At 67.1% G+C, this 16,384-nt stretch carries 14 protein-coding genes and 1 tRNA gene; 12 read left to right on the forward strand and 3 right to left on the reverse strand.

From position 1 onward, the window contains the following. Positions 1-65: 65 nt before the first annotated feature. The 9 genes from ACZ5WE_RS01240 (at position 66) to ACZ5WE_RS01280 (ending at position 10,024) form a co-directional block, all read left to right on the forward strand. Complete coding sequence (locus ACZ5WE_RS01240) at positions 66-2,345, forward strand: FdhF/YdeP family oxidoreductase (RefSeq protein ID WP_467689996.1); 2,280 nt, start codon at positions 66-68, stop codon at positions 2,343-2,345. A gap of 47 nt (positions 2,346-2,392) precedes the next feature. After that, positions 2,393-2,866 carry a PaaI family thioesterase gene (locus ACZ5WE_RS01245; RefSeq protein ID WP_467689994.1) on the forward strand — a complete coding sequence of 158 codons (474 nt, stop codon included), beginning with the start codon at positions 2,393-2,395 and terminating at the stop codon, positions 2,864-2,866. A gap of 93 nt (positions 2,867-2,959) precedes the next feature. Next, positions 2,960-3,358, forward strand: coding sequence for a hypothetical protein (locus ACZ5WE_RS01250; RefSeq protein ID WP_467689992.1), 399 nt, complete (start codon positions 2,960-2,962; stop codon positions 3,356-3,358). Beyond that, on the forward strand, positions 3,349-4,005 hold the full coding sequence (locus ACZ5WE_RS01255; RefSeq protein ID WP_467689990.1) for a Tat pathway signal sequence domain protein: 657 nt from the start codon (positions 3,349-3,351) through the stop codon (positions 4,003-4,005). Before ACZ5WE_RS01250 ends, ACZ5WE_RS01255 begins: the two co-directional genes overlap by 10 nt. Before the next feature lie 255 nt (positions 4,006-4,260). Further along, positions 4,261-5,508: a branched-chain amino acid ABC transporter substrate-binding protein gene (locus tag ACZ5WE_RS01260; RefSeq protein ID WP_467689988.1), complete on the forward strand. Its 1,248-nt coding sequence runs from the start codon at positions 4,261-4,263 to the stop codon at positions 5,506-5,508. A gap of 150 nt (positions 5,509-5,658) precedes the next feature. Next, positions 5,659-6,588: a branched-chain amino acid ABC transporter permease gene (locus ACZ5WE_RS01265; RefSeq protein WP_367040809.1), complete on the forward strand. Its 930-nt coding sequence runs from the start codon at positions 5,659-5,661 to the stop codon at positions 6,586-6,588. A gap of 5 nt (positions 6,589-6,593) precedes the next feature. After that, the gene (locus ACZ5WE_RS01270) at positions 6,594-8,438 is read left to right on the forward strand and encodes a branched-chain amino acid ABC transporter permease (RefSeq protein ID WP_467689986.1); all 1,845 of its coding nucleotides are present in this window, start codon (positions 6,594-6,596) and stop codon (positions 8,436-8,438) included. 3 nt (positions 8,439-8,441) lie between these two features. Beyond that, on the forward strand, positions 8,442-9,311 hold the full coding sequence (locus tag ACZ5WE_RS01275) for an ABC transporter ATP-binding protein (protein ID WP_467689984.1): 870 nt from the start codon (positions 8,442-8,444) through the stop codon (positions 9,309-9,311). Continuing rightward, on the forward strand, positions 9,308-10,024 hold the full coding sequence (locus ACZ5WE_RS01280; RefSeq protein WP_399386024.1) for an ABC transporter ATP-binding protein: 717 nt from the start codon (positions 9,308-9,310) through the stop codon (positions 10,022-10,024). Before ACZ5WE_RS01275 ends, ACZ5WE_RS01280 begins: the two co-directional genes overlap by 4 nt. A gap of 83 nt (positions 10,025-10,107) precedes the next feature. On the opposite strand, the gene ACZ5WE_RS01285 is transcribed toward ACZ5WE_RS01280, so the two are convergent. Next, positions 10,108-10,764, reverse strand: a complete 657-nt coding sequence (locus tag ACZ5WE_RS01285) for an ANTAR domain-containing response regulator (RefSeq protein WP_367040817.1) — start codon at positions 10,762-10,764, stop codon at positions 10,108-10,110. Between the two features lie 103 nt (positions 10,765-10,867). On the opposite strand from ACZ5WE_RS01285, the gene ACZ5WE_RS01290 reads away from it, so the two are divergent. The 3 genes from ACZ5WE_RS01290 to ACZ5WE_RS01300 all read left to right on the forward strand — a co-directional run bounded on the left by ACZ5WE_RS01290 (position 10,868) and on the right by ACZ5WE_RS01300 (position 13,853). After that, positions 10,868-10,940, forward strand: a tRNA-Leu gene (locus ACZ5WE_RS01290). A 110-nt stretch (positions 10,941-11,050) separates the two neighbouring features. Continuing rightward, positions 11,051-11,818 carry a transcriptional regulator gene (locus ACZ5WE_RS01295; RefSeq protein ID WP_467689982.1) on the forward strand — a complete coding sequence of 256 codons (768 nt, stop codon included), beginning with the start codon at positions 11,051-11,053 and terminating at the stop codon, positions 11,816-11,818. A 130-nt stretch (positions 11,819-11,948) separates the two neighbouring features. After that, entirely contained in the window at positions 11,949-13,853 is a 1,905-nt protein-coding gene (locus ACZ5WE_RS01300; RefSeq protein WP_467689980.1) for an alkyl/aryl-sulfatase, read from the forward strand. Positions 13,854-13,921: 68 nt separating this feature from the next. Here ACZ5WE_RS01300 and pyk read toward each other — a convergent pair whose 3' ends face one another. Further along, entirely contained in the window at positions 13,922-15,358 is a 1,437-nt protein-coding gene (gene pyk / locus ACZ5WE_RS01305; protein WP_467689978.1) for a pyruvate kinase, read from the reverse strand. A 176-nt stretch (positions 15,359-15,534) separates the two neighbouring features. Beyond that, positions 15,535-16,260: an SIMPL domain-containing protein gene (locus tag ACZ5WE_RS01310; RefSeq protein WP_467689977.1), complete on the reverse strand. Its 726-nt coding sequence runs from the start codon at positions 16,258-16,260 to the stop codon at positions 15,535-15,537. Positions 16,261-16,384 lie beyond the last annotated feature (124 nt).

Below are 16,384 nucleotides of genomic sequence, written 5' to 3' on the forward strand. Positions count from 1 at the left end.
GCTGTCAGCGGCGCGTGGGAGGATCGAAGACGTAGCTCACGCACGTGCTCGAAGGGGAGCCGACCATGGCAAGGAAGTCGCCCAAGGGTGATCCGGTCCAGGACGCGCCGCAGGTCGCGCAGGCGCAGCACGCCGCGGCGGGCCTTCCCGCCATCGGTCACTCGCTGCGCATGGCCCAGCAGCAGATGGGTGTGCGCCGCACGGCGCTGACGCTCCTGCGGGTCAATCAGAAGGACGGCTTCGACTGCCCCGGCTGCGCCTGGCCCGAGCCGGAGCACCGGCACGCGGCGGAGTTCTGCGAGAACGGCGCGAAGGCGGTCGCCGAGGAGGCCACGCTGCGCCGCGTCACCCCCGACTTCTTCGCCGAGCACCCCGTGGCCGACCTCGCCGGCCGCAGTGGGTACTGGCTGGGCCAGCAGGGCCGCCTCACCCACCCGATGTATCTGGCCGAGGGCGCCGAGCGCTACGAGGCCGTTTCCTGGGAGCGGGCCTTCGACATCATCGGCGAGGAGGTCGCCGCTCTTGACAGCCCGGACGAGTCCGTCTACTACACCTCGGGCCGCACGAGCAACGAAGCGGCGTTCCTGTACCAGCTGTTCGCCCGCGAGCTGGGCACGAACAACCTGCCCGACTGTTCGAACATGTGCCATGAGTCGTCCGGCTCCGCCCTCACGGAGACCATCGGCATCGGCAAGGGCAGCGTCCTGCTCGAAGACCTCTACAGGTCGGATCTGATCATCGTCGCCGGGCAGAACCCGGGCACGAACCATCCGCGCATGCTCTCCGCCCTGGAGAAGGCGAAGAACAACGGCGCGAGGATCATCACGGTCAATCCGCTGCCCGAGGCCGGCCTGGAGCGCTTCAAGAACCCGCAGACCCCGCAGGGCATGCTCAAGGGCACCGCCCTCACCGACCTCTTCCTGCAGATCCGCCTCGGCGGCGACCAGGCCCTGTTCCGCCTCCTGAACAAGCTCATCCTCGACACCGAGGGAGCGGTCGACGAGGACTTCGTCCGCGAACACACCCATGGGTACGAGGAGTTCACCGAGGCGGCGCGCGGCGCCGACTGGGACGAGACACTCGCCGCGACCGGCCTCACCCGCGAGGCCATCGAGGAAGCCCTCGCCATGGTCCTCGCCTCCCAGCGCACCGTCGTGTGCTGGGCGATGGGCCTGACCCAGCACAAGCACTCCGTGCCGACGATCCGCGAGGTCGTCAACTTCCTTCTGCTGCGCGGCAACATCGGCCGTCCGGGCGCGGGCGTCTGCCCGGTGCGCGGCCACTCGAACGTGCAGGGCGACCGCACGATGGGCATCTTCGAGCGGCCCGCCCCGGCGTTCCTCGACGCCCTGGAGAAGGAGTTCGGCTTCGCGCCGCCGCGCGAGCACGGTTTGGACGTCGTCCGCGCGATCAAGGCGCTGCGGGACGGCGAGGCGAAGGTGTTCTTCGCGATGGGCGGCAACTTCGTGGCGGCGTCGCCCGACACTGAGGTGACGGAGGCGGCGATGCGCAAGGCCCGCCTGACCGTCCACGTGTCGACGAAGCTGAACCGCTCGCATGCCGTCACGGGCGCGCGTGCGCTGATCCTGCCGACGCTCGGCCGCACCGAGCGGGACGTCCAGGGTGGCGGCGAGCAGTTCGTGACCGTCGAGGACTCCATGGGCATGGTGCACGCCTCGCGCGGGCGTCTGGAGCCCGCGAGTCCGCATCTGCTCTCCGAGCCGGCCATCGTGTGCCGCCTCGCCCGCCGCGTCCTTGGCCCCGAATCGGCCACGCCCTGGGAGGAGTTCGAGAAGGACTACGCCACGGTGCGCGACCGCATCGCGCGCGTGATCCCCGGCTTCGAGGACTTCAACGCGCGCGTGGCCGACCCCGCGGGCTTCGCCCTGCCGCACGCCCCGCGCGATGAGCGCCGCTTCCCCACGGCCACCGGCAAGGCCAACTTCACCGCGGCGCCCGTCGAGTTCCCCGCTCTGCCCAAGGGCCGCCTCCTGCTGCAGACGCTGCGCTCGCACGACCAGTACAACACCACGATCTACGGCCTCGACGACCGCTACAGGGGCATCAAGAACGGCCGCCGTGTCGTCCTGGTCAACCCCGAGGACGCCCGTGAGCTGAGCCTCGCCGACGGGTCGTACGCCGACCTCGTGAGCGAGTGGAAGGACGGCGTCGAGCGGCGCGCGCCGGGCTTCAGGATCGTGCACTATCCGACGGCCCGGGGCTGCGCGGCGGCGTACTACCCGGAGACGAACGTCCTGGTCCCGCTGGACGCGACCGCCGACACCAGCAACACCCCCGCCAGCAAGTCCGTCGTCGTGCGCCTGGAACAATCAGGGACCGACTGAGCGTTCGCTCAGCCACAGGTGAGGTACGACGAACGGAGCCCGGCCCCATGGGCGAGCAGCACAGCGTGAAGTTCCCGCAAGAGGTCATCGACGAGTACGCCGCGCTCGGCGTCGACCTGCCCGCCCTCTTCTCCGCGGGCGACCTGGGCACCCGGATGGGCGTCGAGATCGTCGAGGCCTCCGCCGATCGCGTCGTGGGCACCATGCCGGTCGAGGGCAACACCCAGCCGTACGGCCTGCTGCACGGCGGCGCGTCCGCCGTCCTCGCCGAGACCCTCGGCTCGGTCGGCTCGATGCTGCACGGCGGCAGCAAAAAGCTCGCCGTCGGCGTCGACCTGAACTGCACGCACCACCGCGGCGCGCGTTCGGGCCTGGTCACCGGCGTGGCGACGCCCGTGCACCGGGGCCGATCGACGGCGACGTACGAGATCGTGATCACCGACGAGCAGGACAAGCGGGTGTGCACCGCGCGCCTGACCTGCCTGCTGCGTGACGTGGAGCCCAACGGCTCGGCCGCGTAAGGCGGTTGAAGGCCGCCGCAGGCGGTTCACGGCGGCTGAAGGCGAGCGCCCTACGCATTGTCGGAGCGTGGGGCACCGGTCTAGCGTCTGTGCATGAGGCACCGGAAACCGCTCTGTGCGCTCGCCTTCGCCACCCTCGTCGCCGCCTCCCTGGCCGCCGGATGCGGGAGTTCACCTTCCGCCGACGCCGCCCGCAGCAAGAGCCCCGAGCCCTCCCCCGCCACCACATCCCCCGAGGACCTCTGCACGGCCCTGATCACCAAGTGGGGGCGGCAGATCCACGACTCGGGCAAGGAGACCTACGGCGACTACCAGTCGATGGGCCTCTCCAACGGGCAGTACATGATCCTCAGGGAAACCCTCGACCTGGCCCGCGCCGAGCGTAAGCGCCACGGACCCGACGCGGGGCGCAAGTTGATCGCCCGTGAGGCCCGCGAGCGGTGCGAGGAGCGCTACCGCCACGGGGAGCCGAGCGGCGGGCCGTGGGTGTGAACGCCATCGGCCCCATCGAGCCCGGCGACGACACCTACGAGACCCGGGCCGACGGCGAGACCCGGGCCGGCCGCGCCGCCGCCACGGACCAGGTCACCGCACACCCCGTCCGGCCCCGCCCCCTGCTCGCCCGGCACCGCCGCACCGCCCTGGCGCTCGCCGCGGCCGTGACCGTCGGAGCGGCCGGGCTCACCCTCTACCTGACCCGACCGCGGCCCCCGGCGCCGTCACCCCCGCTCTATCCGTCGCAGACCGTGTCCGTGACCTACCGGGGCGACATGACGCACCCACGGGCCGGCGACCGCACGTTCAGCTTCACCGTCGCCCTCAGCCAGAACTCGGGGCCGCCGGTTTCCGTCAGACGGATCGCCCAGACGTCGGAAGGCCTGTCGGTCACCGTCGCCCCCCATACCCCATTCAACGTGAAAACAGGAACCCCTCGTACGGCACGCATCACGATGCACATTCGCGAATGCGGAAAGGTGCAACGGAATGCCGGACTCCCTTTCCTGGCCGTAACACTGCGTAATGTCCGTGCAATGCAGTTGCAGAGCTTCATCCTCGGTGAGAGGTACGCAAAAGATCTTTCCGGGGCCCTGACAGTCGCATGCCCCCCGAACACTGATGTCATGAGTAAAACACCCTGACAGTCCTGCAAGTTCTCAGCATGCGGGATGCGCCGAAGGTGGCTTATTCCGCCCCAACCACACCCTGAGTTCCAGCCCGGAATACTCCGTGGCATAACAAGAGCGTCACACCTTTGGCCTGACCACTCCACCAAGAACAAAGCGGCCCTTAGAGTCACGGCCAGTCACCGCGCCCACCGGATTCCTGTCAGTTCGGTTCCGCGCTCGACTCGGCCACCCAACAGGGGACGGCCGTGCCAGGGGAAAGGACTGATCGTGCGTCAACGTTCGCTCATAGCCATCACCGCTGCACTCACCGCGGGGGCACTCACCCTCACCGCCTGTGGCTCACGCGACGACAAGGACAAGGAAGACTCCGCGGGCGGCGGTACCACCGTGGTCATCGGCGTCGACGCGCCACTGACCGGCGACTTGTCCGCGCTGGGCCTCGGCATCCGCAACTCCGTGGATCTCGCCGCCAAGCAGGCCAACGAGAAGAAGTACGTCGACGGCATCACCTTCAAGATCGAATCCGCCGACGACCAGGGACAGCCCGCGTCGGGCCAGACCAACGCGACCAAGTTCGTCGCCAACAAGGACATCCTCGGCGCCGTCGGCCCCCTGAACTCCTCCGTCGGCGAGTCCATGCAGAAGGTCTTCGACGACGCGAAGCTCGTCCAGGTCTCCCCCGCCAACACCAACCCGGCCATGACCCAGGGCCAGGACTGGAACGGCGGCAAGAAGGTGCGCCCCTACAAGGCCTACTTCCGTACGGCCACCACGGACGCCATCCAGGGCCCGTTCGCCGCGCAGTACCTGTACAACGAGGCGAAGAAAAAGAAGGTCTTCGTCGTCGACGACAAGAAGACCTACGGCGCCGGCCTGGCCGCCACCTTCACCGACGAGTTCAAGAAGCTCGGCGGCAAGGTCGCCGGCACCGAGCACGTCAACCCGGACACCAAGGACTTCGGCGCCGTCGCCACCAAGATCAAGAACTCTGACGCGGACGTCGTCTACTACGGCGGCGAATACCCCGCCGCAGGCCCCCTCAGCAAGCAGATGAAGAAGGCCGGGGCCAAGATCCCGCTCGTCGGCGGCGACGGCATCTACAGCGCCGACTTCGTCAAGCTCGCCGGCAAGGAAGGCAAGGGCGACTACGCCACCTCCGTCGGCCAGCCCGTCGAGGAACTGCCCTCCGCCAAGGAGTTCATCGCCAACTACAAGAAGGCCGGCTTCAAGGAGGCCTACGAGGCCTACGGCGGCTACTCCTACGACTCGGCCTGGGCGATCATCGAAGCGGTCAAGAAGGTCGTCGAGGACAACGACGGCAAGCTGCCCGACGACGCCCGCGCCAAGATCGTCGAAGCCATGCAGGACGTCTCCTTCGACGGCGTGACCGGCAAGGTCTCCTTCGACGAGTACGGCGACGCCACCAACAAGCAACTCACCGTGTACCAGGTGAAGTCCACCGAGGACCCGACCAAGGGCTGGAAGCCGGTCAAGTCCGGCACCTTCACCGGCTGACCCACCCCGCAGCACGACACCACCGCGCGGGGCGCTGCCTCAGACAGCGCCCCGCGCGGCGTCGCATCCGTCACCTAAGCCGTCCGTCCTGCGAGGCCCACCGCCACCGCCCGCAGGCCGAACGACACCGAAAGACTCGGAGGACCTGCGGTGCACGAACTGCCGCAACAGCTGGTCAACGGCCTGCTACTGGGATCCATGTACGGCCTGATCGCCATCGGCTACACAATGGTCTACGGCATCGTCCAGCTCATCAACTTCGCCCACGGCGAGATCTTCATGGTCGGCGGCTTCGGCGCCCTCACCGTCTGGCTGTGGCTCCCAGGCGGCACCAGCATGTGGCTCGCCCTGCCGCTCATGCTCATAGGCGCCGTCATCGTCTCCACCCTCATAGCGGTCGGAGCCGAACGCTTCGCCTACCGCCCCCTGCGCGGCGCACCCCGCCTCGCACCCCTCATCACCGCCATCGGCCTCTCGCTCGCACTGCAGCAGGCCGTCTGGGCCTGGTACCCCAACGCGAAGTCGTCCCGCACCTTCCCCGAGATGCCCGGCGACTCCATCCACCTGGGCTCCATCACCATCCAGCCCGGCGACATCTTCCTGCTGATCACCGCCCCGATCTGCATGTTCGCCCTCGGCTACTTCGTGATGAAGACCCGCGTCGGCCGCGGCATGCAAGCCACCGCACAGGACCCCGACACCGCCAAACTCATGGGCGTCAACACCGACCGCGTCATCGTCGTCGCCTTCGCGATCGGCGCCGCCTTCGCCGGCATCGCCGCCGTCGCCTACGGATTCCGCTACGGAGAAGTCCAGTTCCGCATGGGCTTCCTCTGGGGCCTCAAAGCCTTCACCGCCGCCGTACTCGGAGGCATCGGCAACATCTACGGCGCGATGATCGGCGGCCTCGTCCTCGGCATCGCCGAAGCCATGGCCACCGCCTACATGAACGACATCCCCGGCATGAGCCAACTCGGCGGGCAGTCCTGGGCCGACGTCTGGGCCTTCGTACTCCTCATCGTCGTACTCCTCGTCAGGCCACAAGGCCTCCTTGGCGAGCGCGTCGCGGACAGGGCGTGAGAACCATGACCACACACACCACTGCGGCCGACGCGCCCAGCCCCAAGCAGGACCACACCCCCACCGGCCTCATCGCCATCCCCGTGGGCCCCGCCCGCGCACTGGCCACCGGCGGCGGCATCCTCACCGTCATCTCCACCTTCATGGCGTGGACCTGGACCGCGAAATTCCCCGGCGACCTCACCGTCTACGGCTACCCCGGCGGCCTCCAGGTCCTCGTCCTGATCGCCGGGCTCCTGACGACGGTCTTCGGCCTCGCCTCCTACGGCGTCAAGGGCGTCCGGGCGCTGGCACCCGGCAGCGCCGACGCCGCGCTGAAATACGCCGCTCTCGCGGCCTTCGCCACCACCTGGTACACGATCATCTCGATCAGCTACCAACTCGGCGGCCTCGCCAACCTCGACCCCGGCGGCTGGGTCGCCGCCATCGCCACCCTCGGCGCCTTCATCGGCGCCCTCGCCCTGCCCTTCGTACGGCCGCACACCTACGCGATCGACACCGAGGACACCGGCAGCGAACAGTTCAAACACCGCATACGCAACGCGATAACCGTCTTCAAAGGCGCCTTCGCCGCGGAAGCCCCACCCACACCGCGCAAACTGCCCAGCTACGTCGAGATCCTCGTCATCATCGCCGCACTCGCCGTGGGCCTCCTGGTCTTCACCTACGGCATCGGCACCGAGTACGACGAACTCTTCATCGGCTTCCTGGTCACCGTGGCGTTCGGCTTCGCCGCGCTGTCCAAGGCGGGGCTCGTCGCCCAGGTCTCCACCTACACCGCGCGACACCGCAACATCACGCTCGCAGGTGCCTTCGCCGCCGCAGCCGCCTTCCCGTTCACCCAGAGCGACGACCAGTACGCCACCATCGGCGTCTACATCCTCATCTTCGCCACCGTCGCACTCGGCCTGAACATCGTCGTCGGCCTCGCCGGACTCCTCGACCTCGGATACGTCGCCTTCCTCGGCGTCGGCGCCTACGCGGCGTCCATGGTCTCCGGATCACCGTCCTCGCCCTTCGACGTCCATCTGCCGTTCTGGGGCGCCATCCTGGTCGGCGCCGGCGCATCACTCATCTTCGGCGTGCTCATCGGCGCCCCAACACTGCGACTGCGCGGCGACTACCTCGCCATCGTCACCCTCGGCTTCGGTGAGATCTTCCGGCTCGTCGCCATGAACTCCGACGGCACCTCCGGCCCCGACATCACCAACGGCTCGAACGGCATCTCCTCCATCCCGAACCTCAAGATCCTGGGCTTCGACCTCGGCATCGAGCACACCATCGGCGGCTTCACCATCGGCCGCTTCGCGAACTACTTCTTCCTGATGCTGCTCATCACCCTCGTCGTCGTCCTCGTCTTCCGGCGCAGCGGCGACTCCCGCATCGGGCGAGCCTGGGTCGCCATCCGCGAAGACGAGACCGCCGCACTCGCCATGGGCATCAACGGCTTCCGCGTCAAGCTCATCGCCTTCGCACTCGGCGCCACGCTCGCCGGACTCGCGGGCACGGTGCAGGCACACGTCACCTACACCGTCACCCCCGAGCAGTACCAGTTCGCCAACACCGTCCCGCCCAACTCGGCGTTCCTGCTCGCCGCCGTCGTCCTCGGCGGCATGGGCACCATCAGCGGACCCCTCGTCGGCGCCGCACTGCTCTACCTCATCCCCAGCAAACTCTCGTTCCTGGGCGACTACCAGCTCTTCGCCTTCGGCCTCGCGCTCGTACTCCTCATGCGCTTCCGCCCCGAAGGCCTCATCCCCAACCGCCGCCGCCAGCTCGAATTCCACGAAGCCGAACTGGCCCCCGGCGACACGCCGCCACCCACAGTCCTCAGCAAGACAGGGGCCTGAGCCATGACCACCGACACCACCACCAGCAAGGACAGCCCCGCCGCGACACCGGCCGGGCAGACCGTCCTGGACGCCCGCGGCGTCACGATGCGATTCGGCGGCCTCACCGCCGTACGCTCCGTCGACCTCACCGTCAACAGCGGCGAGATCGTCGGCCTCATCGGACCCAACGGCGCCGGCAAGACCACCTTCTTCAACTGCCTCACCGGCCTCTACATCCCCACCGAGGGCGAAGTCCGGTACAAAGGCACGGTCCTGCCCAGCAAATCCTTCAAGGTCACCGCGGCCGGCGTGGCCCGCACCTTCCAGAACATCCGACTCTTCGCCAACATGACCGTCCTGGAAAACGTCCTCGTCGGCCGCCACACACGCACCAAAGAAGGCCTCTGGTCAGCCCTCCTGCGCGGCCCCGGCTTCCACAAGGCCGAGGCCAAGTCCAGGGAACGCGCCCTGGAACTCCTCGAGTTCGTCGGCCTCGCCGACAAGGCCGAACACCTCTCCCGCAACCTCCCCTACGGCGAACAGCGCAAGCTGGAAATCGCCCGCGCGCTGGCAAGCGAACCCGGCCTCCTCCTCCTGGACGAGCCCACCGCCGGCATGAACCCCCAAGAAACCCGCGCCACCGAAGAACTCGTCCTCGCCATCCGGGACATGGGCATCGCCGTCCTCGTCATCGAGCACGACATGCGCTTCATCTTCAACCTGTGCGACCGCGTAGCCGTACTCGTCCAAGGCGAAAAACTCGTCGAGGGCAGCAGCGAAACCGTCCAACAGGACGACCGCGTCATCGCCGCCTACCTGGGCGAACCCTTCGAAGGAGCCCCCGGCAGCACAGAAGCCGACGCCACGGGCAACGAGGAGAACAACCGATGACCGCACTGCTCGAAGTCGAGGACCTCAAGGTCGCCTACGGCAAGATCGAAGCCGTCAAAGGCATCTCCTTCAAGGTCGAAGCCGGCGAGGTCGTCACGCTGATCGGCACCAACGGCGCAGGCAAGACCACCACGCTGCGCACGCTGTCCGGACTGCTCAAGCCGGTCGGCGGCTCCATCAAATTCAACGGGAAAGCACTGCGGAAATACCGCGCCGACCAGATCGTCTCGCTCGGCCTCGCCCACTCTCCCGAGGGCCGGCACATCTTCCCCCGCATGACGATCGAGAACAATCTGCGGCTCGGCGCATATCTGCGCAGCGACAAAGCCGCCATCGAAAAGGACATCGCGCGCGCCTACGAGCTCTTCCCCATCCTCGGAGAACGCAGAAAGCAAGCAGCGGGCACACTCTCCGGCGGCGAACAACAAATGCTCGCCATGGGCCGCGCCCTCATGTCCCAGCCCAAACTGCTCATGCTCGACGAACCCTCCATGGGCCTGTCACCGATCATGATGCAGAAGATCATGGCGACCATCGCCGAACTCAAATCCCAGGGCACGACCATTCTCCTCGTCGAGCAGAACGCCCAAGCGGCACTCTCACTCGCCGACCACGGTCACGTCATGGAGGTCGGCAAGATCGTCCTCTCCGGAACCGGCAACCACCTGCTGCACGACGAATCCGTGCGCAAGGCGTACCTCGGCGAGGACTAGGACTCCGTCCCGGCATACGGAAAGGGCCCGCACCCCGGCTTCGGGGTGCGGGCCTTTCTCGTACGCGTCCTGGGGACCGGGGGCTACTGCCCCTTGGCCGCCTTCTTCTCGTCGGCGTCCTCGATGACGGCCTCCGCGACCTGCTGCATCGAAAGCCGCCGGTCCATCGACGTCTTCTGGATCCAGCGGAACGCGGCGGGCTCCGTCAGGCCGTACTCCGTCTGAAGAATCGACTTCGCACGGTCCACCAGCTTCCGCGTCTCAAGACGCAAGGTGAGGTCCGCGACCTCACTCTCCAGCGTCTTCAGCTCAGCGAAGCGCGAGACAGCCATCTCGATCGCGGGCACGACGTCGGTCTTGCTGAACGGCTTCACCAGGTACGCCATCGCGCCGGCGTCCCTGGCCCGCTCGACCAGGTCACGCTGCGAGAACGCGGTCAGCATGAGCACCGGGGCGATGGACTCCTCGGCGATCTTCTCGGCCGCCGAGATGCCGTCCATGACGGGCATCTTCACGTCAAGGATCACCAGGTCCGGCTGGTGCTCGCGGGCCAGCTCGACGGCTTTCTCCCCGTCACCGGCCTCACCGACGACGGTGTAACCCTCTTCCTCGAGCATCTCCTTGAGGTCGAGCCGGATGAGAGCCTCGTCCTCGGCGATGACGACACGGGTCGTCAGCGGAGGCACGTGCGACTTGTCGTCGTCATCGGCTACGGGCTGGGGCGACTCGGGGGAAGTCACGGGGGCTCCTAGGTGCGGGGCAGGTTACTGCTTGCCTTGAGCCTACCTAGCTCCTGTATGTTTGAGGCACGGCGGGTCACCGCTAACCTTCGTTCTGAAGGATGCCCCGGTAGCCCAGCGGTAGAGGCAGTGGTCTCAAACACCATCCAGCGTGGGTTCGAATCCCACCCGGGGCACTTTACCTTCGAATCGAAGGCGCAGTCGAAGGTTGGCGATCTTCACTCGTCGCAGTGAACGTGCCTTCGAATCCTCACGGGGTCATAAAGATCCGGCCACGCTCGGGCATATGTACGACATCGGCATGCGAAAGCGAGCCCTGACGCTGGTCGGCCAAGGCCGCAGCCTGAACTCAGTCAGCAAGGAAACCGGCATATCGCGTGCCGCGATCCGCTCCTGGCAGACCCGCATCGAACCGCTCGGTTGGATGCGTCGCGCAGTTCCGTGCCCAAGGTGCTGCGACGTCCCCGGAGAGCCCGAAGACCCGGCCGCCTACTCCTACTTGCTGGGCCTCTACCTCGGCGACGGCTGCATCAGCCTCCAGCGGCGAGGTGTCCACTCCCTGCGGATCGCCTGCGCCGACGCGTGGCCCGGCCTCATCGATGCCTGCGCCGACGCCATCCAGTCCGTACGTCCGGACAACAAGGTCTGTCGCGTCCAGAGCGAGGGCTGCCAGTACGTCACGAGCTGGAGCAAGCACTGGCCCTGCCTTCTCCCCCAACACGGCCCCGGCAAGAAGCACGAGCGCCCCATCGCCCTCGAACCCTGGCAGCAAGAGATCGTCGACGCCCACCCCTGGGAACTCATCCGCGGCCTCATCCACTCCGACGGCTGCCGCGTCACCAACTGGACGACCCGCATGATCGGCGGCGAGCGCAAGCGCTACGAGTATCCGCGGTACTTCTTCACCAATCTGTCGGGCGACATCATCCGGCTCTTCACCGACACCCTGGACAGCGCCGGCGTCGACTGGAAGGCAGCGAACCATCGCAACATCTCCGTCGCCCGCAAGGCATCAGTAGCCCTGATGGACGCCCACGTGGGCCCGAAGTACTGACCCAGGTACCGCCCCACCCCCACCCACGCAATATGACGCGTCACTCCCCTCCCCCGCTCTCCCTGGGAGCTGCCCCAAATCCCCCGGAAACCCTTGCCCCGCCCCGCACCCCGCTGCGATCTTCGGCCGCATGACTCCCTTGAACCGGCGTACCTTCGTCGCCGCCGCCGCGGGTGCCGCCGCGGCAGCCGTGGCCATGAATCCGCAGACCGCATCCGCCGTCGACCGTGAGGGCACAGGCAAGGGCGGGGACGACTTCGCCGATGCCGACAAGGGGTTCATCGCGGCCCTCACCCCGGGTGTTGTGAAGAACGCCAAGGGCCAGGTCGTCTGGGATGGCGACGCGTACGACTTCCTCAAGAAGGACGCCCCCAAGACCGCGCACGAGAGCCTGTGGCGGCAGTCGCAGCTGGTGTCGAAGCAGGGGCTCTACAAGGTCACTGACCGTGTGTATCAGGTGCGTGGCCTCGATCTGTCGAACATGACCCTCATCGAGGGTGACACCGGTGTCGTCGTGATCGATCCGCTGATCTCGGCGGAGACCGCTGCCGCCGCGCTCAAGCTGTACCGCGCGCACCGCGGTGACAAGAAGGTCACCGGGCTCATCTACACGCATCCGCACGTCGATCACTTCGGCGGTTGCCGAGGTGTGCTGCCGGATGGGGCCGGTGAGGTGCCGATCCTCGCTCCTGACGGTTTCATGGAGCATGCCGTCTCGGAGAATGTGTATGCCGGGACTGCCATGCAGCGGCGCTCCGGGTACATGTACGGGGCGTTGTTGCCCAAGTCCCCTGCTGGGCAGATTGGTTGTGGGCTAGGGCAGTCCGTTTCCGTGGGGTCGATCGGGTTGATTCCGCCGACCAAGGACGTCACCGAGACCGGTCAGGTGGAGACCGTCGACGGGGTGCGGTTCGAGTTTCAGATGACGCCGGGGACCGAGGCGCCGGCCGAGATGAATTTCGTGCTGCCGGATCTGCGTGCGGTCTGTATGGCGGAGAACGCGACGCACACGATGCACAACATCATTACGTTGCGTGGCGCGCAGGTGCGGGATGCCCGGCAGTGGGCGCATTATCTGAATGAGTCTGTCGTGCTCTTCGATGGGCGGGTCGATGTCGCCTTCGCCTCGCATCATTGGCCTACGTGGGGTGGGGACACGATTGTGGAGCTGCTTGAGCAGCAGCGGGATCTGTATGCGTACATGCATGATCAGACGTTGCGGATGATCAATGCGGGGATGACGGGGCGGGAGATCGCCGAGGAGATGGAGTTGCCGCCCGCTCTGGCCGGGGTGTGGGCGAATCGTGGGTATTACGGGTCGCTGAGTCATAACGTGAAGGGCATCTACCAGCGCTACATGGGGTGGTTTGATGGCAACCCCGCGCACCTGTGGGAGCACCCTCCCGTCGAGGAGGCCAAGCGGTACGTCAAGGCGATGGGGGGTCGTACGGCTACGGTCGCCAAAGCCAGGGCGTTCGCGAAGGACGGCGATCTGCGGTTCGCGGTGACTTTGCTCAATCATGTGGTGTTCGCGGACCCTCACCACAAGGCCGCCAAGTCCGAACTGGCGCAGCTGTACGTGAAGTTGGGTCGGGCTTCGGAGAACGCTGTGTGGCGGAACTTCTATCTGATGGGTGCCCAGGAGTTGCGTGAGGGTGTGCAGGACTCCCCCACCTCGGTGGTCAGCGCTGACATGTTGATGGCGCTCTCCGTGGATCAGTTGATCGACTCCGTGGCGATCCGTGTGAATGGTCCGAAGGCGTGGGAGTTGGAGCTGCGGATGGACTGGTGTCTTCCCGCGCTCGGCAAGGTCTGGCATCTGACCTTGCGGCATGGGGTGTTGACGTATCGCAGCGACGCGGAGAAGGACCCTGGTGCGGGGGTCGCGTTGACTATGACCAAGCCGCAGCTGCTCGCGATGCTGGGCGGTAAGGGGCTTGGTGACATCAAGGTGGAGGGTGACGTCTCGCTTCTCATTGATCTGCTGGGCGTGGTGGAGAAGCCTGATCCGAGGTTCGCCATCGTGACGCCCTAGGCGGCCCCTCACACGCGCGAGGGGCCGCTCCCCCCGGAGCGGCCCCTCGGTCCCTGCGGACAGTCCTCCTACTGAGGGCTGTCGTCCTCGCCGATGTGGTGGATGCGTACGAGGTTGGTGGAGCCGGCGACTCCGGGTGGGGAGCCCGCGGTGATGACGACCACGTCGCCTTTTTCGCAGCGTCCGTACTTGAGGAGGAGTTCGTCGACCTGGCGGACCATGGCGTCGGTGGACTCGACGTGCGGGCCGAGGAAGGTCTCCACACCCCAGGTGAGGTTCAGCTGCGAACGTGTGGATCGGTCGGGGGTGAAGGCGAGCAGCGGGATCGGGGAGCGGTAGCGCGAGAGGCGGCGGACGGTGTCGCCGGACTGGGTGAAGGCGACGAGGAATTTCGCGCCGAGGAAGTCGCCCATTTCGGCGGCGGCGCGGGCGACGGCGCCGCCTTGGGTGCGGGGCTTGTTCCGCTCGGTGAGCGGCGGGAGGCCCTTGGCGAGGATGTCTTCTTCGGCGGCTTCGACGATGCGGCTCATCGTGCGGACGGTCTCGATGGGGTATTTGCCGACGCTGGTCTCGCCGGAGAGCATTACGGCGTCGGTGCCGTCGATGACGGCGTTGGCGACGTCGGAGGCTTCGGCGCGCGTGGGGCGGGAGTTGTCGATCATCGAGTCGAGCATCTGGGTGGCGACGATGACGGGCTTGGCGTTGCGCTTGGCGAGTTTGATGGCTCGCTTCTGGACGATCGGCACTTGTTCGAGGGGCATTTCGACGCCGAGGTCTCCGCGGGCGACCATGATGGCGTCGAAGGCGGCGACGATGTCGTCGATGTTCTCGACGGCCTGTGGCTTCTCGATTTTGGCGATGACGGGGAGGCGTCGGCCTTCCTCGTCCATGATGCGGTGTACGTCTTCGATGTCGCGGCCGCTGCGGACGAAGGAGAGGGCGATGACGTCGAATCCTGAACGCAGGGCCCAGCGCAGGTCGGCCTCGTCCTTGTCGGAGAGGGCGGGGACGGAGACGGCGACGCCGGGGAGGTTGAGTCCCTTGTGGTCGGAGACCATGCCGCCCTCGACGACGGTGGTGGTGACGCGGGGGCCGTCGACGGCGGTGACCTCGAGGGTCACTTTGCCGTCGTCGACGAGGATGCGTTCGCCGGGGGTGACGTCTTCGGCGAGGCCGTCGTAGGTGGTGCCGCAGGTCTGGCGGTCGCCTTCGACGCCGTCTTCGACGGTGATGGTGAACTCGTCACCGCGTTCAAGGAGTACGGGTCCTTCGCTGAAGCGGCCGAGGCGGATCTTCGGGCCTTGAAGGTCGGCGAGGACGCCGACGCTGTGGCCGGTCTCGTCGGAGGCCTTCCGTACGCGCTGGTAGCGCTCCTCGTGCTCGGCGTACGTGCCGTGGCTGAGGTTGAAGCGGGCCACGTCCATTCCGGCTTCGACCAGTGCCTTGATCTGGTCGTACGAGTCGGTGGCGGGGCCCAGGGTGCAGACGATTTTCGCTCGGCGCATGCTTCGAGCCTAGGCCTTACCGGCCGGTAGAGAATTGGCTGGGCATGACTACTCAACAACCTTTGCGTGAAAGGTTATTGACAAGTGTTGAATTGTGCGGGGCGCTGCTCTGATGAGCGATTTACGGCCCGCCCCGCGACGTAAAGCCCCTTCGTGACTACAGAGTCTCTCCGTGTCTACAGCTGTGGCGGTGTCATCGTGAAGCGTGCGTTGACTTGTGCGTAGACGTGTTGCCGCTGGGGTTCGAGGTCCAGGGGTGCGGCTTCCTGGCCCATGTCGGCGGCGCCGCCGTACGCGACGGTGCGCATGGCGGGTGTCGGGCCGCCGTAGCCGTACGGCTGGGCGTTCTCGGCGCCGATGTCGGCGAGTTCGACGAGGGCGGCGAGTGTGGTCCCCAGTGCTTCCGCGTATTCCCTGCCTCGTTGGACGGCTTCCCTGACCGCGTGCTGGCGGGCGTCGCGGTGGGTGGGCGAGCCTGGGCGCAGGGCCCAGTAGGGGCCGTCGACGCGGGTCAGTTCGAGGTCGGCGAGGCGGGTGGTGAGTTCGCCGAGGGCGGTGAAGTCGGTGAGCTCGGCGGTGATGTGGACTCGGCCGTGGTAGGCGCGGATGCGTTCGCCGCGGCCGTGTTTGGTCAGTTCGGGGCTGATGGAGAAGGCGCCGGTCTCCAGGGTCTCGACGGATTCGCCGTAGGTCTTCACGAGGTCGATGACGCCTGCGTTGCGGCGTGTGAGGTCGTTCAGGGCGTCGCGCCGGTCGGTGCCGCGTGCGCTGACGGTGATGCCGATGCGGGCGATCTCGGGGTCGACTTCGAGGTGTGCCTCTCCCTTGACGGCCAGGCGTGGGGCGTCGGGGGTGCCGTAGGGGGCCGGAGTGGGGGTGGTCTCGGGGGTGGTCTCGTCCATGCGGCCACTCTCGCACTGGGGGGCGGTACCGGACAGTCATCGGGGGGCGGCACCGGACAGTCATCGGGAGGCGGCACCGGAGAGTCATCGGATCGAAACCTGCGGGGTCTGTTGCCGGTGGGGC

The sequence above is a fragment of the Streptomyces sp. NPDC033180 genome (genome assembly GCF_055577645.1).